This window comes from Kluyvera sp. 142486, from assembly GCF_046569695.1.
GTDB lineage: Bacteria > Pseudomonadota > Gammaproteobacteria > Enterobacterales > Enterobacteriaceae > Kluyvera.
Window position 1 is genome coordinate 55,186 of the sequence record NZ_JBKHUI010000017.1, and the last position, 24,161, is coordinate 79,346.

Below are 24,161 nucleotides of genomic sequence, written 5' to 3' on the forward strand. Positions count from 1 at the left end.
GAGATGCCACAATGCCAGGAGAAGTGGCACGATTGTGATAAAGCAGCATCGCGCAACGGCGGCGATGCTGCTTGAGTTCAGTCCGGTTTAACGTCCTTTTGCCAGGTACTGCGCCATTTCAGCTTCCGGCACCATACCGCCGCCGGTCGCCCACACCAGATGGGTGGCGTGATTGAGCTGCTCGGCGCTGAAGCCGTGCATCTGCTGGTAATCCGTGGAGGCGCAAACGTGCTGAGGGCCTGCCATGCCTGCCAGCGCCGACGGCTCAAGACGAATGCCTTCCTCCTGCGCCAGCCAGCCCAGCATGTCGTACATGGTCTGGTCTTCCAGCGTGTACAGACCGTCGAGCAGACGTTCCATCGCCCGGCCAACAAAGCCCGAAGCGCGACCCACCGCCAGCCCATCTGCCGCCGTCAGGTTGTCGATGCCGATATCCTGCACGGAAATGGTGTCGTGCAGCCCGGTATAGATCCCCAGCAGCATGCACGGTGAATGGGTTGGCTCGGCGAAGAAGCAGTGGACGTTATCGCCAAATGCCAGCTTCAGGCCAAACGCCACGCCGCCAGGGCCGCCGCCGACGCCGCACGGCAGGTAGACAAACAGCGGATGATCGGCATCCACCACGCGCCCCTGCTGGGCAAACTGCGCCTTCAGGCGCTGCCCGGCCACCGCATATCCGAGGAACAGCGTGCGGGAGTTTTCATCGTCGATAAAGAAGCAGTTTGGATCGGACTCCGCCGCCTTGCGCCCCTGTTCAACCGCCACGCCGTAATCTTCCTCGTACTCGACCACCGTCACGCCGTGGCTGCGCAGTTTGGCTTTTTTCCACGCACGGGCATCAGCGGACATGTGCACCGTGACGTTAAAGCCGATACGGGCGCTCATGATGCCAATCGACATTCCGAGGTTGCCGGTGGAGCCGACGGCGATGCTGTATTGGCTGAAGAACTGTTTGAACTCGGGCGAAAGCAGCACGCGGTAGTCGTCTTTGGTGGTCAACAGGCCGGCTTCCAGCGCCAGTTTTTCCGCATGGGTCAGCACTTCATAAATGCCGCCACGCGCTTTAATTGAACCGGAAATCGGCAGATGGCTGTCTTTTTTCAGTAGCAGTTCGCCGCTGATAGGCTGCCCGTACTCTTTTTCTAACCGCTTTTGCATCGCGGGAATAGCGACCAGCTCAGATTCGATAATCCCGCCGGTGGCGGCGGTTTCCGGGAAGGCCTGCGCCAGATACGGCGCGAAGCGCGTCAGACGAGCGTGGGCGTCCTGGACATCGTGCTCGGTCAGGCCAACATAAGGTAAACCTTCCGCAAGAGAGGTGGTGCCAGGGTTAAACCAGGCCGTTTCCTTGAGAGCGACCAACTCTTCCACTACAGGATGCTGGGCGATAAGTGTTTGAATGTTTTCCATAGTCAGTCTCTTTGCGCTTAGATAATAAAGGAAAGCAGGAATGTGCACGCCAGTGCAATAACCGAGGCGATAAATGTCGCGGTTGTATAGTATTTGAACGTCTCATTCAGGGTGGCGCCGCAGTATTGCTTGACCAGCCAGAAGAGGGAATCGGTGACGATCGTGCAGCCAATAGCACCAGAACCGATGGCAATAGCGATGATCTCCGGGCTAACGTTAGGGTAGAGCGGCAGCATCGGTGCCACGATTGCCGTCGCGCCCATCATTGCCACCGTCGCGGAGCCCACTGCGGCATGCAGGATTAACGCCACCAGCCAGGCCAGCAGAATCGGGTGCATATGCATGTTCGAGAGGATTAGCGCGAGCGTATCCGCCAGCCCGCTGCTCTTGAGGATAGCGTTGAACGCGCCACCTGCGCCGATAATCAGCAAAATGTTCGCAATGGAGCCAAAACCGTTTTCGGTGTGGGTCAACAGCGCACCCATGCCGATGTGCTGACGCAGGCCGAGAATGTAATAGGCCACGAAAACGGCGATAAACATCGCGGTGATTGGGTTACCGATAAACTCCAGCAGCGTATACACCGTGCTGCCTTTCGCCATGTTCAGCTCCGCGACGGTTTTCACCAGCATCAGGCCAATCGGCAGCAGTATGGTAAACAGCGTGGCGCCCAGCGACGGTAGCGTACTTTCATCACGCACTTTCAGGTCGGAAAACTCAGCCGGTACTGGCTTAAACGGCAGACGGTTACCGAGGAGTTTCAGGTACAGCGGCCCGCCGATAAGCGATGCCATTAAGCCCACCAGTAAACCGTAGACAATCACGGTGCCAATGTCCGCGCCCAGTTTGTTGGCCACAAACAGCGCCGCCGGATGCGGTGGCACCACGCAGTGCACCGCCATCAGCGCCGTACACAGCGGGATAGCCAGCTTCAGCAGTGAAGTATGGGTCTTTTTGGCGATAGAGAATGCCAGCGGAATCAATAGCACCACGCCCACTTCCACAAACAGCGTGATCCCGCAAATCAGCCCAACCAGCACCATAATGACGTCGACGGAAAGCCAGCGGCAGCGCTGTAGCGTCAGGCCGATGCGTTCGGCCGCGCCGGACACTTCCATCATTTTGCCCAGAATGGTCCCGAGGCCGATAACGGCGGCAAGGAAGCCGAGCGTGCCGCCGATGCCGTTCTCAATGGCATTGACCATATCCAGCGGCCCCATGCCCATCATCGTCCCCACGAAGAAGCTGGCTAACAGCAGCGCCAGAAACGGGTGGAATTTAAACTTCACGATGGTCAAAACGATCAACACGATGCTTATCAGCAGCGTGCTCACAACCCAGATTTGAGAGTGCATAACTCACCTTGCCCTGTGATTAACCTGGGGTTATTGGACAAAAACAGGGCAGGGTCTGACAAACGATATAAATCCCCACTCACATGAGCCAGATTGAATCAAATGGGTGATTTGTGTCTACTTACGCTGCTTTTATGCGATATGATTCACTCTGCATCACCTTTGTGCTGATTTTTAGCGCGGGTTTTTTTACACTCTGGCGAAGAGAAATCAGGATGAAAGAGGTGAGTATGGATCCCCTACGCGAGGTCAGAAATCGGCTGCTTAACGGCTGGCAGCTGTCGAAGCTGTATACCTTTGAAGTGGCGGCCCGGCATCAGTCATTTGCGCTGGCGGCGGACGAGCTGTCATTAAGCCCCAGCGCCGTTAGCCACCGGATTAATCAGCTGGAAGAGGAGTTAGGCATTCAGCTGTTTGTCCGTTCGCACCGCAAAGTGGAGCTTACTCACGAAGGCAAACGGGTGTTCTGGGCGCTGAAATCGTCGCTGGATACGCTCAACCAGGAGATTCTTGATATCAAGAATCAGGAGCTTTCGGGGACGCTCACCGTCTACTCGCGGCCTTCTATCGCCCAGTGCTGGCTGGTTCCAGCACTCGGTGACTTTACCCGCCGCTACCCGTCCATTTCCCTGACCATCCTGACCGGCAACGACAACGTCAATTTACAGCGTGCCGGGGTCGATCTGGCGCTCTATTTTGACGATGCGCCGTCCGCGCAGCTCACGCACCATTTCCTGATGGATGAAGAGATTCTGCCGGTATGCAGCCCGGAGTACGCTCGCCGCTACGATCTGACCGGCTCACTGGTGAACCTGCCGCACTGTACGTTGCTGCACGACAGGCAGGCGTGGAGTAACGATTCGGGAACCGATGAGTGGCACAGTTGGGCGCAGCAGTATGCGGTGAACTTGCCGACATCGTCTGGCATTGGCTTCGATCGTTCTGATTTAGCGGTGATTGCGGCGATGAACCATATCGGCGTAGCGATGGGACGAAAGCGGCTGGTGCAAAAACGCCTCGACAGCGGGGAGCTGGTGGCTCCCTTTGGTGATAAGGCGCTGAAATGTCATCAGCATTATTACGTCACCACGCTGCCCGGCAGGCAGTGGCCGAAAATTGAGGCGTTTATTGGTTGGCTTCAGGAGCAGGTTAACCAGGCGGCAAATATAAAAACGACCGCGAATGGTCCCCTTTCCCCATAGGGGAGAGCGAGAAAACCGGTCCTGATTACACCGCCTGACTCTGATGCGCGAAGCGCGACGCCAGCGGCAGCCAGCAGAGGAAAATCAGCAGCCCCATCAGTGTCATCAATAGCCCGATGCTGGCCTGCCCGGTTTGCGGCATCATTGCCGACAGCCAGGCGAGCACGCCGGAACCAATGTTCTGCAGGCCGCCAACCAGCGCCCCAGCGGTACCGGCGAGGAACGGGAAGGGCTCCATCGCGCCGCTGGTCGCCAGCGGGAACAGCATCCCCGCGCCGAAGAAGAACAGCGCCGCAGGCACCAGCAGCGTCCAGATATTCATGACGCCGAACAGGCCAGGTATCCACATCATCACGCCTGCCGCCAGACAGCACACCACCGACTGCCACATTAGCGTCGGGAAACGTTTTTTTGGCCGCCCGGCAAACCAGGCGCCAAAGAACGCCGCCGGAATCGGCAGAATAAACAGGATACTGACCGTCATGCTGCTTAAGCCCAGCACGCCGCCCATCAGCACGCCGGAGCTGGCTTCAAACACCGCGATACCGGCCAGGCCGCCAATCAACATCAGCAGGTAGCAGTTAAAGCCACTGTTGCCGAACAGCGTTTTGTAGTTGCTGATAAGCCGGGTTTTCGGTGCGCCGGTCGGGCGCGTTTCCGGCATCCAGCGGGCCATGCTGAAGGTGACGCCAGCGCAAAGCACCAGCAGGAAACCGTAACAGGCACGCCAGTTGATGAGCGTCTCCAGCACGCCGCCAATCAGCGGCGCCAGCAGCGGGCTGACAAGAATCCCCATGTTTAACAGACTGTTGGCATGTCGAAGCTGGCTGCCCTCATACAGATCACGCGGCAAGGTTCGCGCCATCACGCCGCCTACGCCGGTCCCCATCCCCTGCATCGCGCTGGCGGCAATGAGCACTGTCAGGCTGTGCGTGGTGATGGCCACCAGCGTCGCCAGCATAAAAATCGACATCCCGACGAGGATCACCGGGCGACGGCCTACGCGGTCGGAAAGCGGGCCGTAGAACAGCTGCGAAACGCCATAGGTCAGCAGATAGGCCGCCATCACGCTTTGCACCGCCCCTTCGCGAACGTTGAGGTCGTTCGCCATCTGCGCAATTGCAGGAATATAAATGGTTTGCGCCATCTGACCGACGGCGACGAGCAACACCAGCATCACCAGGATATTGACGTTTCTATCTCTTTTCATTTCGCTGATAACTTTATAAAAATTGGGTTTATAAGAATAAATGTCCAGGAATTGCGCTAAAAGCGAGAGGAATCTACCACAATGAGGTGGCGATTTAATCACATGTCATGTAAATGAAATGTGTGATGCAGGCAGGATTTATACACGTAAACGGCAACAATAGTTGCCAGTTTCGTCAGGAGAGGCGTAGCAAAATGGCACCCGCAGCGATACCGCCAGCAGCTACCAGGCGCAGCCCGGCGACCCGTTCTTTGAGCAGCAGCCAGGCGATCAGCGCGCCGAACAGAATCGAGCTTTCACGCAGTGCGGCCACCACCGCCAGCGGGGCCTGGGTCATCGCCCACAGCGCCAGGCCGTAGGAGCCCATCGTCCCCATGCCGCCCATCAGGCCTTTTTTCCAGTGCTGCATCAGATAGCGCGATGCTTCGCGACGGCGGGCGATCATCGCCCAGCACAGCAGGCTGGAACCGTTGAGGAAAAACGACCACAGCGTATATCCCAGCGCGGTGTCAGAAAGGCGCACGCCGGTACCGTCGATCAGGGTATAACCGGCAATAATCCAGGCGTTCAGCAGCGCTAACATCACACCGCGCTGCGAACCCCCTCGGCCATTGAACGCCATTCCCAGGATCGCCGTACAGATGACCGCAATGCCACCCCAGGCCAGCGTTGAAAGATGATCGCCCAGAAACAGCACGCTAATGATGGCGACCAGCAGCGGTGCGGTACCGCGCATCAGCGGGTAAGTCTGGCTCATATCAGAAATCTGATAGGTCTTCGCTACCAGTACGGTGTAGATCACCTGCAATACGGTGGAAGCTACCATAAACGGCACGCTGGCAGCCGAGGGAGCGGGCGCAAAGGGCAACAGCAGTAGCGCGATAAGCGCGGCGGAGCCAGTGACGCCGATAGCCGAATAGAGTTTATCGTTTCCCGCCTTAACGATGGCGTTCCAGCTGGCGTGTAAAAGGGCGGCAAACAGCAAAATGCAGAAAACAGAAAGCGTCATGAGAATACGTTGCCTGGGGTTATTTCACCAAAATTTAACACAACTGACCGACGGCGACCAAGGCCAGAAATAGGGCGAAAACAGGACAGATCGGCAGAATCCCCTTTGCGCGGAAACGTGATCTTTGACGCATTTTTGCGCAGATGAAAATATTTCCATTGTCAGCAGAAAAAAGCTGTGTTTGTATAAATTCACTAAACGAATTGAGAGAAGACCCTTAATGACCCCATCAATGCTGACTTCGACCCTACTAAAAACCGCGCTACCAGCCGCGGTGGTCGTCGTGCGTGTGGTGGTGGTCGTCGGCAATGCGCCGTAGGGTCAGGAACACACACGATTCCAAACCCCGCCGGCGCAAACCGGGCGGGGTTTTTAGTTTCTAGCCCCCTCCGGATAGTCGGCCTAGTTGAAAGGACTGGAGCATGGCAATTTCGGGCACAACATCACAGACCACGCGTTTTACCGGCGCGCAATTAATCGTTCATTTACTGGAACGTCAGGGTATCACCATGGTGACCGGCATCCCCGGCGGCACGGTGCTTCCGCTGTACGACGCCTTAAGCCAGAGCACGCAAATCCGCCATATTCTGGCGCGACACGAGCAGGGCGCAGGCTTTATCGCTCAGGGCATGGCGCGAACCCACGGCAAACCGGCGGTGTGCATGGCCTGTAGCGGGCCGGGCGCGACCAACCTGGTGACCGCCATTGCCGACGCGCGCCTCGACTCTATTCCGCTGGTGTGTATCACCGGCCAGGTGGCCTCGTCGTTAATCGGCACCGACGCGTTCCAGGAAGTCGACACCTACGGTATCTCTATCCCCATCACTAAACACAACTATTTAGTCCGCAACATCAATGAATTACCTCAGGTTATTGCTGATGCTTTCCGGATTGCCCAGTCAGGCCGCCCAGGCCCGGTGTGGATAGACATTCCTAAGGACGTTCAGACTGCGGAAATCGAGATCAGCGAACTGCCGGAACCCGGCGGTCGCGCGGCAACGCCGGAATTCAGCGCGGAGAGCGTGAGCGAGGCGGCAGCGATGATCAACGCCGCGCAGCGCCCGGTGCTCTATCTGGGCGGCGGCGTGATCAATGCCCCGGAGCGCGTACGCGAGTTGGCGGAAAAAGCCAACCTGCCAACCACCATGACCCTGATGGCGCTGGGCATGCTGCCAAAAGCGCACCCGCTGTCGTTAGGCATGCTGGGGATGCACGGCGCGCGCAGCACCAACTTCATCTTGCAACAGTCTGATTTACTGGTGGTTTTAGGGGCACGTTTTGATGACCGGGCGACCGGTAAAGTGGCGGAGTTCTGCCCGAATGCGAAGATTATCCACGTCGATATCGACCGCGCCGAACTGGGTAAAATCAAACAGGCTCACGTGGCGATTCAGGCGGACGTAGACGACGTGCTGGCCCAGCTGCTGCCGCAAATTGACGCCCAGCCGCGCGACGAATGGCGCGGCAAAGTGGCCGAGCTGCAACAAGAGTTCCCAGGCGCCATCCCTGAAGCGGGCGACCCGCTCAGCCATTACGGCCTGATCAACGCCGTTGCCGCCTGCGTAGACGACAATGCCATTATCACTACCGACGTTGGTCAGCATCAGATGTGGACGGCGCAGGCTTACCCGCTGAACCGTCCTCGCCAGTGGCTGACCTCCGGCGGCCTCGGCACCATGGGCTTTGGCCTGCCTGCGGCTATCGGCGCGGCGCTGGCGAACCCGGACAAAAAAATTCTGTGCTTCTCCGGCGACGGCAGCCTGATGATGAATATTCAGGAGATGGCGACGGCGGCGGAAAACCAGCTGGACGTGAAAATCATCCTGATGAACAACGAAGCGCTGGGGCTGGTGCACCAGCAGCAGAGCCTGTTCTACAAACAGGGCGTATTTGCTGCCACCTATCCTGGCATGATTAACTTTATGCAGATTGCCGCCGGCTTCGGCCTCGATACCTGCGATTTAAACAGTGAAGCAGACCCGCAGGCGGCGCTGCAGGCGATTATCAATCGTCCGGGCCCGGCGTTGATTCACGTGCGTATCGACGCAGAAGAAAAAGTGTATCCGATGGTGCCGCCGGGTGCGGCAAATACCGAAATGGTGGGGGAATAAGCCATGCAACAACAGACTCATGACAACGTTATTCTGGAACTCACCGTGCGCAACCACCCGGGCGTAATGACCCACGTCTGCGGGCTTTTTGCCCGTCGCGCATTCAACGTGGAAGGCATTCTCTGTCTACCGATTCATGACAGCGATAAGAGTCGCATCTGGCTATTGGTCAACGACGATCAGCGACTAGAGCAGATGATAAGCCAGATAGACAAGCTGGAAGATGTGGTAAAAGTGACCCGCAACCAGTCCGACCCGTCGATGTTCAACAAGATAAGCGTCTTCTTCGAGTAGTCCGCTCAAGACTTGAACACCAGGGCGCTTATCGTTAAGGTAAGCGCCTTTGCCGGATGGCGGCGTAAACGCCTTATCCGGCCTACCTTCTTGTAGGCCTGATAAGCGCAGCGCCATCAGGCGTTTCCCAGCTCCAGGACAAACCCATGATCACCGTAGCCCTTATCGACGACCACACTATCGTTCGCTCTGGCTTTGCCCAACTGCTCGGCCTTGAGCCAGATTTGCAGGTGGTCGCCGAGTTTGGTTCCGGTCGCGAGGCGCTAGCGGGGCTACCGGGGCGCGGGGCGCAGGTCTGCATTTGCGATATCTCGATGCCGGACATCTCCGGCCTTGAACTGCTGAGCCAGCTGCCGAAAGGCATGGCGATTATCATGCTCTCCGTCCACGACAGCCCGGCGCTGGTCGAACAAGCGCTGAACGCGGGCGCGCGCGGGTTTCTCTCCAAACGCTGTAGCCCAGACGAACTGATTGCCGCGGTACACACCGTGGCGACCGGCGGCTGCTATTTAACGCCGGATATCGCCGTCAAGCTGGCGGCAGGCCGTCAGGACCCGTTGACCAAACGCGAACGCCAGGTGGCGGAAAAGCTGGCGCAGGGGATGGCGGTAAAAGAGATTGCCGCCGAGCTGGGGCTGTCGCCGAAAACGGTACACGTTCACCGCGCTAACCTGATGGAAAAGCTGGGCGTCAGCAACGACGTAGAGCTGGCGCGCCGCATGTTTGACGGCTGGTGATGAATACCCTCTTTTCGCGGTGCATTACCGTTGTCGCCTGTTTCTTTATCTTCTCCGCCGCGTGGTTCTGCCTGTGGAGTATCAGCCTGCACCTTGTGGAGCGCCCGGAGCTGGCGGTGCTGCTGTTCCCGTTCGGTCTGCGTCTGGGGCTAATGCTGCAATGCCCGCGCGGCTACTGGCCGGTGCTGATAGGCGCAGAGTGGCTGCTAATTTACTGGCTGGCGCAGGAAGTGGCGCTGGACCACGCGTTATTATTGATGACCGGAAGCGCACTGACGCTGCTGCCGGTGGCGCTGATCTCCCGCTATCGCCATCAGCGCGACTGGCGCACGTTGCTGCTCCAGGGCGCGGCGCTCACCGCGGCGGCGCTGCTGCAATCTTTACCCTGGCTGTGGCAGGGGGAGGCGGCGCTTAATGCCTTACTGCTGACCTTAACCGGCGGGCTGACGCTGGCCCCTATCTGCCTCGTGTTCTGGCACTACCTCACCAGCACCACCTGGCTGCCGCTCGGCCCGGCGCTGGTGTCGCAGCCGGTAAACTGGCGCGGGCGGCATCTGGTCTGGTATCTGCTGCTGTTTACCGTCAGTCTATGGCTACAGCTCGGCTTGCCCGCAGAACTGTCGCGCTTTACCCCGTTCTGCCTCGCATTACCAATTATCGCGCTGGCCTGGCACTACGGCTGGCAGGGGGCGCTGATTGCGACCCTGATGAACGCCATCGCCCTTATTGCCAGCCAGACCTGGCACGATCACCCCGTTGATTTACTGCTCTCGCTGCTGGCGCAAAGCCTGACCGGGCTGCTGCTTGGTGCGGGCATTCAGCGGCTGCGTGAGCTTAACCAGTCGCTGCAAAACGAACTGGCGCGCAACCACCGGCTGGCGGAGCGCCTGCTGGAGACCGAAGAGAGCGTGCGCCGCGACGTGGCGCGCGAGCTGCATGACGACATCGGCCAGACCATCACCGCCATCCGCACTCAGGCCGGGATCGTACAACGTCTGGCCCCGGAGAACGCGGGCGTGAAGCAGAGCGGGGCGCACATCGAGCAGCTTTCGCTGGGCGTTTACGATGCCGTGCGCCGCCTGCTGGGGCGGCTGCGTCCGCGCCATTTGGATGACCTCTCGCTGGAGCAGGCCATCCGTTCGCTGATGCGCGAAATGGAGCTGGAAAGCCGTGGCATCGTCAGCCACCTCGACTGGAGAATTGATGAGTCAACGCTGAGTGAAAGCCAGCGAGTGACGCTGTTCCGCGTCTGCCAGGAAGGGCTCAACAACATTGTGAAGCACGCCAACGCCAGCGCGGTGACGCTACAGGGCTGGCAACAGGATGAACGGCTGATGCTGGTGATGGAAGATGACGGCAGCGGCCTGCCGCCGGGCTCGAATCAACAGGGCTTTGGCCTCACCGGCATGCGCGAGCGTGTGGCCGCGCTCGGCGGTTCGCTCACTATCTCCTGCATGCACGGCACGCGGGTCAGCGTCTCTTTGCCTCTGCGCTACGTGTAAGGAACGGCGATGTTTCAATTTCTCAAGGCCCCAGATAACGCCCCGCGCATCACCGACAAGCAGGAGGTGGATGCGCAATACCGCTACTGGCGGCGGCATATCCTGCTGACCATCTGGCTTGGCTACGCGCTGTTTTACTTTACCCGCAAAAGCTTCAACGCCGCGGTGCCGGAAATTCTCACCACCGGCGTGCTGACCCGTAGCGATATCGGCCTGCTGGCGACGCTGTTTTACATCACCTATGGGCTGTCGAAGTTTATCTCCGGCATCGTCAGCGACCGCTCCAACGCCCGCTATTTTATGGGCATCGGGCTGATTGCCACCGGGGTGGTCAATATCCTGTTCGGTTTCTCCACCTCGCTGTGGGCCTTTGCTCTGCTGTGGGCGCTGAACGCCTTCTTCCAGGGCTGGGGCGCGCCGGTCTGCGCCCGCTTGCTCACCGCCTGGTACTCGCGCAACGAGCGCGGCGGCTGGTGGGCCATCTGGAATACCGCGCACAACGTCGGTGGTGCGCTGATCCCTATCGTGATGGGAGCGGCAGCGCTGCATTACGGCTGGCGCGCGGGGATGACCATCGCTGGAACCATGGCGATTGTGGTCGGCCTGTTCCTCTTCTGGCGGCTGCGCGACAGGCCGCAGGCGATTGGTCTGCCGCCGATTGGCGACTGGCGGCACGACGAGCTGGAGATTGCCCAACAGCAGGAAGGCGCCGGGCTGACGCGCAAAGCGATCTTCACCCGCTACGTGCTGCTCAACCCGTACATCTGGCTGCTGTCGCTGTGCTATGTGCTGGTGTACGTGGTTCGCGCGGCAATCAACGACTGGGGCAACCTGTACATGTCCGAGACGCTGGGCGTCGATCTGGTGACGGCGAACACGGCGGTAACCATGTTTGAGCTGGGCGGGTTTATCGGCGCGCTGGTGGCGGGCTGGGGCTCGGACAAGCTGTTTAACGGCAACCGTGGGCCGATGAACCTGATTTTCGCCGCCGGGATTTTACTCTCGGTCGGCTCGCTGTGGCTGATGCCGTTCGCCAGCTACGTGATGCAGGCGGCGTGCTTCTTCACCACCGGGTTCTTCGTCTTCGGCCCGCAGATGCTCATCGGCATGGCGGCGGCGGAGTGCTCGCACAAAGAGGCGGCGGGCGCGGCCACCGGCTTCGTCGGGCTGTTTGCTTACCTCGGCGCGTCGCTCTCCGGCTGGCCGCTGGCGAAGGTGATGGAAGTGTGGCACTGGACGGGCTTTTTCGTGGTGATTGCCATCGCGGCGGGCATCTCGGCGCTGCTGCTGCTGCCGTTCTTAAACGCCCAGGCGCCGCGAGAAGCGTGACCCGCTTCACCTTTCTAAGACGAATGCCCTAAAACTAAGAAATTTTCCCGGTTTCACCTGGACGCTGTCTCAGGCCAGATGCGCCGCTGATTTTTACAATACCGGCTATCACGCAGGTATAAAAATCAGGAGATACCCATGCTGGCCTTCTTAAACCAGGTGCGCAAGCCGACCCTGGATCTGCCGCTCGACGTGCGGCGCAAAATGTGGTTCAAACCGTTCATGCAGTCTTATCTGGTGGTCTTTATCGGCTACCTGACGATGTATCTGATTCGTAAGAACTTTAACATCGCGCAGAACGACATGATCTCCACCTACGGGCTGAGCATGACCCAGCTCGGGATGATTGGCCTCGGCTTCTCCATCACCTACGGCGTGGGTAAAACGCTGGTCTCCTACTATGCCGACGGCAAGAACACCAAGCAGTTCCTGCCGCTGATGCTGATCCTCTCCGCTATCTGTATGCTCGGCTTCAGCGCCAGCATGGGGCCGGGCTCAACCAGCCTGTTCCTGATGATCGCCTTCTACGGCCTGAGCGGCTTCTTCCAGAGTACCGGCGGCTCGTGCAGCTATTCGACCATCACCAAGTGGACGCCTCGCCGCAAGCGCGGTTCCTACCTCGGCATGTGGAATATCTCTCATAACCTCGGCGGTGCGGGTGCCGCAGGCGTAGCGCTGTTCGGGGCTAACGTCCTGTTCGACGGTCACGTTATCGGTATGTTTATCTTCCCGTCGATCATCGCGCTGATTGTGGGCTTTATCGGCCTGCGTTTTGGTAGCGACTCCCCGGAATCTTATGGCCTCGGCAAAGCGGAAGAGCTGTTCGGTGAAGAGATCAGTGAAGAGGACAAAGAGACCGAAGACAACGACATGACCAAGTGGCAGATCTTTGTTGAGTACGTGCTGAAAAACAAAGTTATCTGGCTGCTGTGCTTTTCCAACATCTTCCTGTACGTGGTGCGTATCGGTATCGACCAGTGGTCTACGGTCTACGCTTTCCAGGAGCTGAAGCTCTCTAAAGAGGTGGCGATTCAGGGCTTTACCCTGTTTGAAGTTGGCGCGCTGGTGGGCACCCTGCTGTGGGGCTGGCTCTCCGACCTCGCCAACGGCCGTCGTGCGCTGGTGGCGTGCGTGGCGCTGGCCTTAATCATTGCGACGCTGGGCGTTTATCAGCATGCCAGTAACCAGTACGTTTATCTGGCCTCGCTGTTCGCCCTCGGCTTCCTGGTCTTCGGCCCACAGCTGTTGATTGGCGTGGCAGCGGTTGGCTTCGTACCGAAAAAAGCCATCGGCGCCGCCGATGGGATTAAAGGCACCTTCGCTTACCTGATTGGCGACAGCTTTGCCAAGCTGGGCCTGGGGATGATTGCCGACGGCACGCCAATCTTCGGCCTCACCGGCTGGGCAGGCACCTTTGCCGCGCTGGATACCGCCGCTATCGGCTGTATCTGCCTGATGGCTATCGTCGCCGTGTTTGAAGAACGTAAAATTCGCCGTGAGAAAAAGATTCAGCAGTTAAAAATGGCGTAAGTGTGTTTGGTAACTTCTTTGCCCGGTTCTGCACCGGGCTTTTTTATACCTGTGGTCTGGAGAACGGTAGGCCGGATAAGCGAAGCGCCATCCGGCAATATGCGGCAATCTGCCGGATGGCGCTTCGCTTATCCGGCCTACGACGGAACACGTTCTTTAGGCCTGTTGGCTGGTCTCATGCAGCAACTCGCGCAGCCACTGCTGCGCTGGATCGCGATGATTACGCTCGTGCCAGGCCATACTTTTGGTAAAACCGTGAATCGCCACCGGCGGCTCCTGCACGCAGATTGACGCGTGAGCGCTGGCAAGGCGGCTCGGCACCACGGCAATCATGTCGCTGACGGCCAGCACTTCCGGCAGTACCAGGAAGCTGCTCACCGATAGCCCGACCCGACGTTTACGGCCCACTTTTGCCAGCGCATCATCGGTCACTCCCCAGAAACTTTCGCCCTCGTAAGAGACCAGAATATGCTCCAGCGCGCAGAAGCGGTCGAGGCTCAGCGGCGTGCGGGCATCGGGATGGTCGGCGCGCAGCATGCAGACGTAGCGCTCCTCGTACAGCGTGCGGCTGTGCAGGTCGCCCGGCGTGGTACTGGGAGTCAGTAGCGCGAGGTCGATTTTTCCCTGCTCGAACTGCGCGGTGAGCCGCTCCGGCTCAACGGGGATCACCCGGACGCGAATCGTCGGCGCACGCACCTTCAGCGCGGCGATAAACGGCACCACCACCGCTTTCAGCGCATAGTCGGTGGCGGCGAGGGTGAAGGTGAAGTCGGCGGTGAGCGGGTCGAACTGTGCGGGTTGTAGCAGGGTGTTGATATCGTTCAGGATCTGTTTGACCACCGGCGCCAACTGCTGGGCGCGCAGCGTCGGTACCATACCGTGCGGAGCGCGGATAAACAGCGGATCGCCAAAATTGTCACGCAGCCGGGTCAACATGCCGCTGACGGCGGGCTGGGTCAGCGACAGCCGCGCGGCCGCTCGCGTCACGCTGCGTTCATCGAGCAGCGCATCCAGCGTTTTCAGCAGGTTGAGGTCGAGGGTTCTGAGATCCGGTTTCATCGGCGGCTTCCTTCAGGGAGGTAACGCACATTATGGCATGTTCGATTATCGACAGGGCGCAAAATCCCATTATCATGTCGGGGTTTAGCTAAGGTGAGAGCGTGCATGATCTGGTTGATTCTGGCCACTCTGGTGGTGGTGTTTGTTGTAGGATTTCGGATCCTGACCTCAAGTTCCCGACGGGCGATTCGCCGTCTTAGTGAACGGCTCGGCATTACGCCGGAGCCGGTAGAGTCGATGGTAGACCAGCTAGGGAAAGCGCAGGGCGAAGCGTATTTACGCTATCTGGAGCGGCCGAACGAAGCGCATTTACAGAACGCGGCGCAGATGCTGCTGATCTGGCAGGTGTGCATTGTCGACGGCAGTGAAGTGAACATGCTGAACTGGCACCGACGGCTGCAAAAAGCGCGCCTGGCGGCGCCGATTACCGACGCGCAGATTCGTCTGGCGCTGAGCTTCCTGCGTGAGCTGGAGCCGGAAATCAGCGAACTGAATGCCTTCCAGTACCGCTATAACGCGCTGTTCCATGATGAAAACGGCGTGCACTGGCTGCATTGATATCACGCTTGGTGATGTTATTTATCAATATTGATGATTATATTTATATCACTCCCGAGCGCATGATTTACCTCGTCAACACCATTACTCACGAGGTTCATCATGAAACAGTCTATGCAGCAAAGCGCAATCGTCTGGCCGGAAGGCTATCTGCCGGGTACCACCGACAACTTCGCCTCTAACGAAATCATCGTCAGCGGCCTGACCGCCAAACAGATTTGGGCGCAGCTTGACGACACTACGCTGTGGCCAACCTACTACAGCAACGTAGCGGATATTCATTTCCACGACGGCAGCGGCCCGATGCTCAGCGCCAACGCCCGCTTCCGTTTCTCGACCTTCGGCTTCCCGATTGAAGCGCAGATTACCGAATACGTCCCACCGGTCGACGGCGAAGCCGCACGTGTTGCCTGGCACGGCTGGGCGGAAGGCGATGCGACGACCCGTCTGGATGTTATCCACGCCTGGCTGTTCGAAGACCTGCCCGGCAACCGCGTGCGCATCCTGACCCAGGAATCGCAGATCGGCGTCCCGGCGCAGGAACTGGCGCGCACCGTACCGAACCCAATGATTAACGGCCATCAGGAGTGGATCACCGGGCTGGTGAGATCGGCGCGCGGGGAGTGAGTTTGTGGCCGCCGGATGGCGCTACGCTTATCCGGCCTACAAAAACTGCCGACCGTAGGCCGGATAAGGCGAAGCCGCCATCCGGCACACTCATTACATCAAGACTTTCAAACCGTGTTTTTGCACAACGCTCAGCAGCTTCAGCGACATCCCGCTCGGGCGCTTAGCGCCGGTTTCCCACTTTTGCACGGTGGAAACACTGGTATTCAGGTAATGGGCGAAAACGGGTTGGCTGACGTTAAGTTCTTCCCGCAATGCTTTTATTTCAAGCGGTTGCAGGTCTTTTACGCAGCTCAAGCAGGCCGTATCAAAGCTGCGCATGGTTTCCTGAGGGATGGCATCCACACTAAATAACCCAGAGGCTGCGCTATGAATGGCTTCGAAGGCAGGGCTTTTGAATTTAGTTTTTGCCGTCATGGAGTACCTCGATCAGTTCTTTGCTGTGAATTAATGCGGTTATTTGAGGGGCGGTGAGGCAAGCGTAGTGTTTTGCCAACTCACGAAACCCCGCCAATTCTCGATAGCTGATATTTGCCATATCCTGCTTGGCGTACAGGAATGTGTAAAACCAGTGTTCTCCGCCTTTCGCCAGAACGATTGCACGATCCCGATTCTGATTGAGACGTTTTTTATAAACTCCGCCGCCGAGATTATCCGCTTTTCCCAGAAGCACGGCTTTAATCGCTTCGCTCATCGTCTTTTATCGCGTGGGATTTTGCTTCCCTATTGAACCATTTGGTTTTGAAGATTCGCATCGGTATGACGTCCTGTCATTGAAAGTATAGCACTTGGTGCAATGCTATGTGTGAGCCGATATTTTTGTACGCGGGAACAAAGCGATATTTCTCAATGCTCAAGTCGCTTCGCAAAATGTTATGCAACGATGTTGTTGCTGGGAAGGGAATTCCTTGCTTATATAGCCAATAAGCTATAATTTGTTGATAGCTTATTAGCTATGAGGGATCGCAGATGTGGTCGGTGGAAACAACGGATGTTTTCGACAGTTGGTTTGAGGAACAGACCGAAGCGTTGAGGGAAGATGTGCTTGCTGCGATGGTGATTTTATCCGAGTACGGGCCGCAGCTGTCGCGCCCCTTTGCGGATACGGTTAATGGCTCCGCTTTTTCTAATATGAAGGAGCTTCGTGTACAGCATCAGGGAAATCCCATTCGCGCCTTTTTTGCGTTTGATCCTTCTCGCCGCGCCATCGTGTTATGCGCAGGAGATAAAACAGGATTAAACGAAAGACGGTTTTATGAAGAGATGATCAAACTTGCTGATGATGAGTATCGTAAGCACCTGAACAAGTAAGGAATGATGATGGCGACCCTTAAAGAGTTAATGGCTAAACAGAGCCCGGAAAGTCAGGCGCGAATCGCTGAGAAAGTCGAAGCGTTACGCCAGACCGTCACGTTAAGCATGTTGCGCGAAGAGCTCAATCTTTCGCAGACGGAGTTGGCTGCCGCAATGGGCGTAAAACAACCCACCGTTGCGAAGATGGAGCAGGCGGAGAACGATCCACGCTTGTCGACGCTAAGGCGTTACGTCGCGGCACTCGGCGGTGAGATAAGCATTGATGTCACGCTGCCAACGGGAAAGAAGATCGCGTTTCATCTTTAACCGTTGCCAAAACGTTAAATCCATCACACTTAAAATGTTACACTGCGCACCCTTTCAGCAAAAACACCGCGCAGGTAACAAGAAATGAGTGAGCATAGTGAAGAGAAGCCCCGCACAGAGGGCGTTCTGCGGCCGAACTGGTCGGCGGTTTTTGCCGTGGCGTTTTGTGTGGCTTGCCTGATTACCGTGGAATTTTTACCGGTCAGCCTGCTGACCCCGATGGCGGAAGATCTGGGCATTTCAGAAGGTGTCGCCGGTCAGTCGGTCACCGTAACGGCGTTTGTCGCCATGTTCTCCAGCCTGTTTGTTACCCAGATTATCGGTAGCCTCGATCGCCGCTACGTGGTGATTTTGTTCTCTATTTTGCTAACGCTCTCCTGCCTGCTGGTGTCGTTTGCCAACTCGTTTACTCTGCTGCTGATGGGCCGCGCCTGTCTGGGGCTGGCGCTGGGCGGCTTCTGGGCGATGTCGGCCTCGCTGACAATGCGCCTGGTACCGGCGCGGACGGTGCCGAAAGCGCTGTCGGTTATCTTTGGCGCGGTCTCTATCGCGCTGGTGATTGCTGCGCCGCTGGGCAGCTTCCTGGGCGGTATTATTGGCTGGCGCAACGTGTTTAACGCGGCGGCGGTAATGGGCGTGCTGTGCATCTTTTGGGTGGTGAAAGCGCTGCCGTCACTGCCGGGGGAACCGGCGCACCACAAGCAGAATATGTTTAGCCTGCTGAAGCGTCCCGGGGTGATGGCGGGGATGATTGCCATCTTTATGTCCTTTGCCGGGCAGTTCGCCTTCTTCACTTATATTCGCCCAATCTATATGAACCTGGCGGGCTTTGACGTCGACGGCCTGACGCTGGTGCTGCTGAGCTTCGGCATTGCCAGCTTTGTCGGCACCTCATTCTCGGCGGTGATTCTGAAGCGTTCGGTCAAACTGGCGCTGGCCGGTGCGCCGCTGATTCTGGCGATAAGCGCGCTGGTGCTGGCGCTGTGGGGAAGCGAAAAGACCGTAGCGGCAGGTATTGCCATTATCTGGGGGCTGGCGTTCGCGCTGGTGCCGGTGGGCTGGTCAACGTGGATCACCCGCTCGCTGGCCGACCAGGCGGAGAAGGCCGGTTCGATTCAGGTGGCGGTTATCCAGTTGGCGAATACCTGCGGTGCGGCCATTGGCGGTTTAGCGCTGGACCGTCTGGGGCTGACGTCGCCGCTGATGCTCTCCGGGGCGTTGATGCTACTGACTGCGCTGCTGGTGACGGCGAAGGTGCGGATTCGATAGCGTTGTTGCCGGATGGCGGCGTAAACGCCTTATCCGGCCTACGAATCTGTTGAATAATCTTGTAGCCCGGCCAAGCGAAGCGCCACTGGGGAATGGCACGGGAGCCTCCCCGGGGTCGGCATAAATGTCTCGTCCGGGATACGGGATTAATCCGTTGTCGGATATCCGTGTAGCCCGGCCAAGCGAAGCGCCGCCGGGAACGGCGCCGATGTTACCTGTTACGGACGCTCGCCCTTCGCCAGACGCGCATTAAGCTCGGCAATCACCCCCGGTAAATCCGCCAGCGAATCCACCACATAGTGCGCCCCGGCGGCAAACAGTTTGCTGGCGGCGTGCTCGCGGCGGGTGGCAATCTCTGTAACGCTCATCGCCTGATACTCCTCCCACGTCGCCCCGAACTCATTGCCCGACACCGCCAGCCCCACGGTCCACATCCCGGCATTCAGCCCTTCGGTAATGCCCGGCGCGGCATCGTCCACCTTCACGCAGTGGCTGACCGCATCGATACCGAGCGTAATCACGTTTTGCAGCGCCATCCACGGCCCCGGACGCCCGCCCGCGGCGAGATCGTCGGTGGCGACCCAGCAATCCGGCGCGTAGCCATGTTCGGCGGCGGCAGGCACCAGGCGTTCCATCACCGCACGCGGGTAGCCGGAGCAGGAGCCTATCTTAATTCCCGCGTTACGCAGGGCCGTCATCGTGTCGATAACCCCGGCGATCGGCGCGGAAAAATCGACAACTTTGGCAATTTGCAGCGGCATAAAGGTGGCGTAAATCTCATCGATATCCGCCGCGTTCATGGCGCGGCCAAACTTCGCCTTCCAGCGGGCATCCACGGACGGCAGTTTGCCCAGCGCTTCAATATGCTGCCACTTGCCAAGCCCCATCGGCACGCGTGCTTCGGCGAGGGTTATCTCCACGCCAAATGCGCGACGAAAAGCCTCGACAAAAATCTGCGTCGGCGCGAAGGAGCCAAAATCGACGGTAGTGCCCGCCCAATCGAGAATAACGGCGTTAATACGGTTCATGATGGCTCCTTATTTCGTCCAGTACATGGCATGGCGAACGGCGGTCAGCAGGGCGGCGATATCGGTGTCGTACACCTCGCCGATGTTGCCGATTCGGAAGCAGTCGCTCTTTGACACCTTGCCCGGATAGATAACAAACCCCTGATCTTTCAGGCGGCTATAAAATTCTTTAAAGCGGTACTGCGGGTCTTCTGGAGAATAAAACGCGGTGATGATCGGCGAATGCAGCGCGTCGTCCAGCAGGGTGGTAAAGCCCAGTTCGCGCATACCGGCGACCAGGCTGCGCTGGTTTTGCTGATAGCGCTGATAACGCGCCGCCACGCCGCCTTCTTCCGCCAGCTCCTTCAGCGCCTGAGCAAACGCCAGCACGGTATGGGTTGGCGAGGTGAAGCGCCATTTGCCGTGGTTATCTTCCATGCAGCGCCACTGGGCGTAGAGATCCAGCGACAGCGAGCGGGAACGGCCTTTGCACGGGGCAAGTTTATCTGTGCGGGCAATCACGAAGGCAAAGCCCGGCACACCCTGAATGCATTTGTTGGCGGAGCTGATCAGGAAATCGATATTCAACTCGGCAATATCCATCGGAATACCGCCGAAGCTGCTCATCGCGTCCACAATGTAGCTTTTACCGTACTGACGGGCCAGCACGCCGACCTCGTCAATCGGGTTGAGCATCCCGGTGGTGGTTTCGCTATGCACCATAGCGATATGGGTGATCGCCGGGTCGTCCTTGAGGATCTGCTCGATCGCCTGCACGTTCGGGCGGGACACTTCGCCACAGTCGTAGGCGTGATGGGCGATATCCATCATTCCCGCCATTTCGACCATGCGAGCGCCGTAGGCACCGTTGCTGACAATCAGCACCTTATCCTGCTTGCTGAGCACGCTGCCCAGCACCGCTTCCACGGCGTAGCTGCCGCTGCCCTGCAGGAGCACAGAGGTGTAGCCGTCAGAAGCCGTTGCCAGCGCGGTCAGCTGCTGGCGGATAGATTCCACCACGCCGATATTGTAATCATCGTCCCAGGTGCAGCTATCGAACAGCATCGCTTCTTTCACGGTGCGTGAGGTGGTCAGTGGGCCGGGGGTCAGCAGCAGATAGTTACGCGAAGTCATGTTATTTACCTTTGGTCTATACCAGATTTGCATTTATCATGACGATCTTTTCGGCAAAGGGTCAAAGGGAAAATGGCTCTGCAACAAAAAATTCATCTGTGTCTGTATAATGGCGGCAGAGAAACGTGACAGCGAGTGACTATGAAAGCGATTCCGGGCGATGTCCCACAGTACCTGTTGATCAAGGCGCAGCTGCAGGCGCGCATCCAGAGCGGTGCGTTGAAAAGCGGCGATAAGCTGCCGTCTGAACGCGAACTGTGCGCGATCTTCAACACCACGCGCATCACCATTCGCGAAAGCCTGGCGCAGCTGGAGGCCAGCGGGCTTATCTGGCGCGCCGACCGTCGCGGCTGGTTTGTCACGCCGGAACGCCTGTGGCTGGACCCGACCCAGAACACCAACTTCCACAAGCTGTGCCGCGAGCAGGGTCGCGAACCGAAAACCGCGCTGCTGAGCGGCGTGCTGACCACCGTGCCGGTGGAGGCGATGGAGCCGTTGCAGCTCCAGCCGTTTGATCAGATCTACCTGCTGACCCGTCTGCGTTACGCTGACGGTCGCGCGGTGTGCTACAGCGAAAACCACTGTCTGCCCGCCCGCGTACCGGAGCTGTTGCAGTACGATCTCAACGGCAGCCTGACCGAGGTGTACGAGTCCCATTACAACCTTGTCTATACCAGCATGCATCTGTCGTTCTACCCGACCGCCATGCCGGCGCAGGCCGCGCAGGCGCTGGGAGTGATGGAAGGGCGCCCGGCGCTGCTGCTGCGCCGTCTTAACTACGATCAGCACGGCCGCGTGCTCGATCTGGATATCGAATACTGGCGTCACGATAGCCTGCGTATTGAGGTGGATACCCACTAATCGTCGTTTGCCGGATGGCGTCGCTGTGCTTATCTGGCCTACAAACCGCACCACCCCTACAAATTGCACCGTCCTGTAGGCCGGATAAGCGCAGCGCCATCCGGCATTCAACAAATCCTTCATCGTATTGTCACAAAAGCCGTTTAGCGTAAAAAGCAAATCTGGTATAGGCCAGAAACACAAAACGCACGCTATGAGGCTATAACGATGAAACTTTCCCGACTTGCTCTGCTGTCTGTTTTTGCTCTCGCCAGCGCCCCGTCATGGGCGGAATCGGTGGTCACGGTTTACTCCATTGACGGGCTGCACGACGGCGACAACAGCTGGTATCAGTCGCAGTTCGACGCGTTCACCAAAGCGACCGGCATTACCGTACGCTACGTTGAAGGCGGCGGCGGCGTGGTGGTAGAGCGCCTGGCGAAAGAGCGCACCAACCCGCAGGCCGACGTGCTGGTGACCGCGCCGCCGTTCATTCAGCGCGCCGCATCTGAAAAACTGCTGGCGAGCTTTAAAACCGACGCCGCCACCGCGATTCCGGATGCCAACGACTTCTACTCGCCGCTGGTGAAGAACTACCTGAGCTTTATCTACAACGGTAAGGTGCTGAAAACCGCCCCGGCCACCTGGCAGAGCCTGCTCGACGGCCAGTTCAAAAACAAATTGCAGTATTCCACCCCAGGCCAGGCCGCTGATGGCACGGCGGTGATGCTGCAAGCCTTCCACAGTTTCGGCAGCAAAGAGGCCGGTTTTGATTACCTCGGTAAGCTGCAGGCCAACAACGTCGGGCCATCCGCCTCCACCGGAAAGCTGACCGCGCTGGTCAATAAGGGCGAATTGTATGTGGCGAACGGCGACCTGCAGATGAACCTCGCGCAGATGGAACGTAACCCGAACGTGAAAATCTTCTGGCCGGCCAACGACAAAGGCGAGCGCAGCGCGCTGGCTATCCCGTACGTGATTGGCTTAGTCCAGGGCGCGCCGGAGAGTGAAAACGGCAAAAAGCTGATTAACTTCCTGCTAAGCAAAGAGGCGCAAACCAGCGTCAGCGCGCTCTCCTGGGGGATGCCGGTGCGTAGTGACGTGACGCCGAGTGACGAACACTATAAAGCGGCAACCGCGGCGATGGCGGGTGTGCAGAGCTGGCAGCCAAACTGGGATGACGTGGCCGTCTCGCTGTCGGCCGACATCTCCCGCTGGCATAAAGTGACCGATAGCGAGTAAGCCTGATGCTGATGAAAACGACCGCCGTTCCTGCCTCTGCAATGCAGGGGACCTCGGGGATTGTCCTCGACTCGCTGCGGGTGGCGTATCACGGCAACGTGGTGCTTAAACCGCTCTCTTTGACGATTGAACCCGGCGAAGTGCTGGCGCTGATTGGCCCTTCCGGCTCCGGAAAAACCACGGTGCTGCGCGCGGTGGCGGGCTTTGTCCAGCCTGCGGGCGGTCGCATTCTCATCGGCGATACGGATGTGACCCAGCTACCGCCTTATAAACGCGGGCTGGCGATGGTGGTGCAGAACTACGCGCTGTTCCCACATATGAAGGTGGAAGATAACGTCGCCTTTGGCCTGCGGGCACAAAAACAGCCAAAGGCGCTGATTAAGGAGCGCGTGACTCAGGCGCTGAAAACGGTGGGCATGAGCGACTATGCCACCCGTTATCCGCACCAGCTCTCCGGCGGCCAGCAGCAGCGCGTGGCCATTGCCCGCGCCATTGCCGTGCGCCCACGGGTGCTGCTGCTGGATGAACCGCTTTCGGCGCTGGATGCGCAGATTCGCCATAACATGGTGGAAGAGATAGCTCGCCTGCACCGCGAACTGCCGGAACTGACCATTCTCTACGTTACCCACGACCAGACCGAAGCGCTCACTCTGGCGGACAAAATCGGCATCATGAAAGACGGCTCGATGATCGCCCACGGCGAAACCCGTGCGCTGTACCGTCATCCGCCGAACCGCTTTGCCGCCGAGTTTTTAGGGCGCGCCAATATTCTTTCCGCCACCGCGCTGGGCATGAATAATGCGCCGGGGCTGGTGGACGTGAGCTGCGGCGGCACGGTGGTTCGCGCCTTTAGCCAGGGTAGCCATCACGGTTACAACAAGCTGCTGTGCATTCGCCCGCAGCACCTGAGCCTGGCGCCGCGCTCTGCCGCCAGCAACCGCTTTAACGCCACGCTGCAATCGGTGCACTGGCAGGGGGATCTCACCCATCTGCTGTGCGATGTAGCCGGTGAGGCAGTGCGTATTGTGCTGACGCACGTCGACCCGCTACCGAAGCCCGGCGACAAGCTGACGCTGTGGTTCGAGCCCGATGATGCGGTTTTGATTGAGGTATAAC

24 protein-coding genes and 1 pseudogene are annotated in these 24,161 nt (G+C 58.5%); 16 read left to right on the forward strand and 9 right to left on the reverse strand.

What is annotated here, in order from left to right:
* Positions 1-87: 87 nt before the first annotated feature.
* Both dsdA and dsdX read right to left on the reverse strand, forming a co-directional pair.
* Positions 88-1,410 carry a D-serine ammonia-lyase gene (gene dsdA / locus ACLGE8_RS17925; protein ID WP_411000165.1) on the reverse strand — a complete coding sequence of 441 codons (1,323 nt, stop codon included), beginning with the start codon at positions 1,408-1,410 and terminating at the stop codon, positions 88-90.
* Positions 1,411-1,427: 17 nt separating this feature from the next.
* On the reverse strand, positions 1,428-2,765 hold the full coding sequence (gene dsdX / locus ACLGE8_RS17930; RefSeq protein ID WP_411000167.1) for a D-serine transporter DsdX: 1,338 nt from the start codon (positions 2,763-2,765) through the stop codon (positions 1,428-1,430).
* Positions 2,766-2,995: 230 nt separating this feature from the next.
* Here dsdX and dsdC point away from each other — a divergent pair, with 230 nt between their 5' ends.
* Positions 2,996-3,967: a DNA-binding transcriptional regulator DsdC gene (gene dsdC / locus ACLGE8_RS17935; protein WP_411000169.1), complete on the forward strand. Its 972-nt coding sequence runs from the start codon at positions 2,996-2,998 to the stop codon at positions 3,965-3,967.
* Positions 3,968-3,992: 25 nt separating this feature from the next.
* Here the strand turns inward: dsdC and emrD are convergent, their stop codons facing one another.
* Positions 3,993-5,177 carry a multidrug efflux MFS transporter EmrD gene (emrD, locus tag ACLGE8_RS17940; RefSeq protein ID WP_411000171.1) on the reverse strand — a complete coding sequence of 395 codons (1,185 nt, stop codon included), beginning with the start codon at positions 5,175-5,177 and terminating at the stop codon, positions 3,993-3,995.
* A 175-nt stretch (positions 5,178-5,352) separates the two neighbouring features.
* Positions 5,353-6,186, reverse strand: coding sequence for an EamA family transporter (locus tag ACLGE8_RS17945; RefSeq protein ID WP_411000173.1), 834 nt, complete (start codon positions 6,184-6,186; stop codon positions 5,353-5,355).
* Positions 6,187-6,406: 220 nt separating this feature from the next.
* Between ACLGE8_RS17945 and ivbL the strand changes: the two genes are divergently transcribed.
* The 7 genes from ivbL to uhpT all read left to right on the forward strand — a co-directional run bounded on the left by ivbL (position 6,407) and on the right by uhpT (position 13,689).
* On the forward strand, positions 6,407-6,505 hold the full coding sequence (gene ivbL, locus ACLGE8_RS17950) for an ilvB operon leader peptide IvbL (RefSeq protein WP_072011409.1): 99 nt from the start codon (positions 6,407-6,409) through the stop codon (positions 6,503-6,505).
* Positions 6,506-6,608: 103 nt separating this feature from the next.
* A complete protein-coding gene (ilvB, locus tag ACLGE8_RS17955) occupies positions 6,609-8,297 on the forward strand; it encodes an acetolactate synthase large subunit (protein WP_411000175.1) in 1,689 nt (562 codons plus the stop codon).
* A 3-nt stretch (positions 8,298-8,300) separates the two neighbouring features.
* Positions 8,301-8,591 (forward strand): acetolactate synthase small subunit, encoded by a 291-nt coding sequence (ilvN, locus tag ACLGE8_RS17960; protein WP_333497970.1) that lies wholly within the window; start codon positions 8,301-8,303, stop codon positions 8,589-8,591.
* Between the two features lie 146 nt (positions 8,592-8,737).
* The gene (gene uhpA / locus ACLGE8_RS17965) at positions 8,738-9,328 is read left to right on the forward strand and encodes a transcriptional regulator UhpA (protein WP_411000177.1); all 591 of its coding nucleotides are present in this window, start codon (positions 8,738-8,740) and stop codon (positions 9,326-9,328) included.
* Positions 9,328-10,830 (forward strand): signal transduction histidine-protein kinase/phosphatase UhpB, encoded by a 1,503-nt coding sequence (uhpB, locus tag ACLGE8_RS17970; protein WP_411000179.1) that lies wholly within the window; start codon positions 9,328-9,330, stop codon positions 10,828-10,830. The genes uhpA and uhpB overlap by 1 nt, the downstream gene beginning before the upstream one ends.
* 9 nt (positions 10,831-10,839) lie before the next feature.
* Positions 10,840-12,159, forward strand: a complete 1,320-nt coding sequence (locus ACLGE8_RS17975) for an MFS transporter (RefSeq protein WP_411000181.1) — start codon at positions 10,840-10,842, stop codon at positions 12,157-12,159.
* A 138-nt stretch (positions 12,160-12,297) separates the two neighbouring features.
* Positions 12,298-13,689, forward strand: a complete 1,392-nt coding sequence (gene uhpT / locus ACLGE8_RS17980) for a hexose-6-phosphate:phosphate antiporter (protein WP_395595776.1) — start codon at positions 12,298-12,300, stop codon at positions 13,687-13,689.
* Positions 13,690-13,845: 156 nt separating this feature from the next.
* On the opposite strand, the gene ACLGE8_RS17985 is transcribed toward uhpT, so the two are convergent.
* Entirely contained in the window at positions 13,846-14,748 is a 903-nt protein-coding gene (locus ACLGE8_RS17985) for a LysR family transcriptional regulator (RefSeq protein WP_411000183.1), read from the reverse strand.
* Between the two features lie 105 nt (positions 14,749-14,853).
* Between ACLGE8_RS17985 and ACLGE8_RS17990 the strand changes: the two genes are divergently transcribed.
* Positions 14,854-15,306, forward strand: a complete 453-nt coding sequence (locus ACLGE8_RS17990) for a DUF1198 family protein (RefSeq protein WP_411000185.1) — start codon at positions 14,854-14,856, stop codon at positions 15,304-15,306.
* A gap of 114 nt (positions 15,307-15,420) precedes the next feature.
* On the forward strand, positions 15,421-15,933 hold the full coding sequence (locus ACLGE8_RS17995; RefSeq protein ID WP_411000253.1) for an SRPBCC domain-containing protein: 513 nt from the start codon (positions 15,421-15,423) through the stop codon (positions 15,931-15,933).
* Positions 15,934-16,026: 93 nt separating this feature from the next.
* Here ACLGE8_RS17995 and ACLGE8_RS18000 read toward each other — a convergent pair whose 3' ends face one another.
* Together ACLGE8_RS18000 and ACLGE8_RS18005 are read right to left on the reverse strand one after the other, a co-directional pair.
* Positions 16,027-16,350 (reverse strand): helix-turn-helix domain-containing protein, encoded by a 324-nt coding sequence (locus ACLGE8_RS18000; RefSeq protein ID WP_411000187.1) that lies wholly within the window; start codon positions 16,348-16,350, stop codon positions 16,027-16,029.
* A pseudogene (locus tag ACLGE8_RS18005) lies at positions 16,334-16,688 on the reverse strand (type II toxin-antitoxin system RelE/ParE family toxin). The gene ACLGE8_RS18000 and the pseudogene ACLGE8_RS18005 overlap by 17 nt, the downstream one beginning before the upstream one ends.
* 214 nt (positions 16,689-16,902) lie before the next feature.
* Between ACLGE8_RS18005 and ACLGE8_RS18010 the strand changes: the two are divergent.
* The 3 genes from ACLGE8_RS18010 (at position 16,903) to nepI (ending at position 18,822) form a co-directional block, all read left to right on the forward strand.
* Complete coding sequence (locus tag ACLGE8_RS18010; protein ID WP_411000189.1) at positions 16,903-17,244, forward strand: type II toxin-antitoxin system RelE/ParE family toxin; 342 nt, start codon at positions 16,903-16,905, stop codon at positions 17,242-17,244.
* Between the two features lie 9 nt (positions 17,245-17,253).
* Positions 17,254-17,553 carry a helix-turn-helix domain-containing protein gene (locus tag ACLGE8_RS18015; protein WP_411000255.1) on the forward strand — a complete coding sequence of 100 codons (300 nt, stop codon included), beginning with the start codon at positions 17,254-17,256 and terminating at the stop codon, positions 17,551-17,553.
* Positions 17,554-17,637: 84 nt separating this feature from the next.
* Positions 17,638-18,822, forward strand: a complete 1,185-nt coding sequence (gene nepI / locus ACLGE8_RS18020; protein WP_411000191.1) for a purine ribonucleoside efflux pump NepI — start codon at positions 17,638-17,640, stop codon at positions 18,820-18,822.
* A gap of 218 nt (positions 18,823-19,040) precedes the next feature.
* Here nepI and phnX read toward each other — a convergent pair whose 3' ends face one another.
* Together phnX and phnW are read right to left on the reverse strand one after the other, a co-directional pair.
* On the reverse strand, positions 19,041-19,850 hold the full coding sequence (gene phnX, locus ACLGE8_RS18025; protein WP_411000193.1) for a phosphonoacetaldehyde hydrolase: 810 nt from the start codon (positions 19,848-19,850) through the stop codon (positions 19,041-19,043).
* 9 nt (positions 19,851-19,859) lie between these two features.
* Entirely contained in the window at positions 19,860-20,963 is a 1,104-nt protein-coding gene (phnW, locus tag ACLGE8_RS18030) for a 2-aminoethylphosphonate--pyruvate transaminase (protein WP_411000195.1), read from the reverse strand.
* 141 nt (positions 20,964-21,104) lie between these two features.
* Here phnW and phnR point away from each other — a divergent pair, with 141 nt between their 5' ends.
* The 3 genes from phnR (at position 21,105) to phnT (ending at position 24,160) form a co-directional block, all read left to right on the forward strand.
* Positions 21,105-21,824, forward strand: coding sequence for a phosphonate utilization transcriptional regulator PhnR (gene phnR / locus ACLGE8_RS18035; protein WP_035895042.1), 720 nt, complete (start codon positions 21,105-21,107; stop codon positions 21,822-21,824).
* A gap of 207 nt (positions 21,825-22,031) precedes the next feature.
* Positions 22,032-23,045: a 2-aminoethylphosphonate ABC transporter substrate-binding protein gene (gene phnS / locus ACLGE8_RS18040; protein ID WP_411000197.1), complete on the forward strand. Its 1,014-nt coding sequence runs from the start codon at positions 22,032-22,034 to the stop codon at positions 23,043-23,045.
* Between the two features lie 5 nt (positions 23,046-23,050).
* Complete coding sequence (gene phnT / locus ACLGE8_RS18045; RefSeq protein WP_411000199.1) at positions 23,051-24,160, forward strand: 2-aminoethylphosphonate ABC transport system ATP-binding subunit PhnT; 1,110 nt, start codon at positions 23,051-23,053, stop codon at positions 24,158-24,160.
* Position 24,161 lies beyond the last annotated feature (1 nt).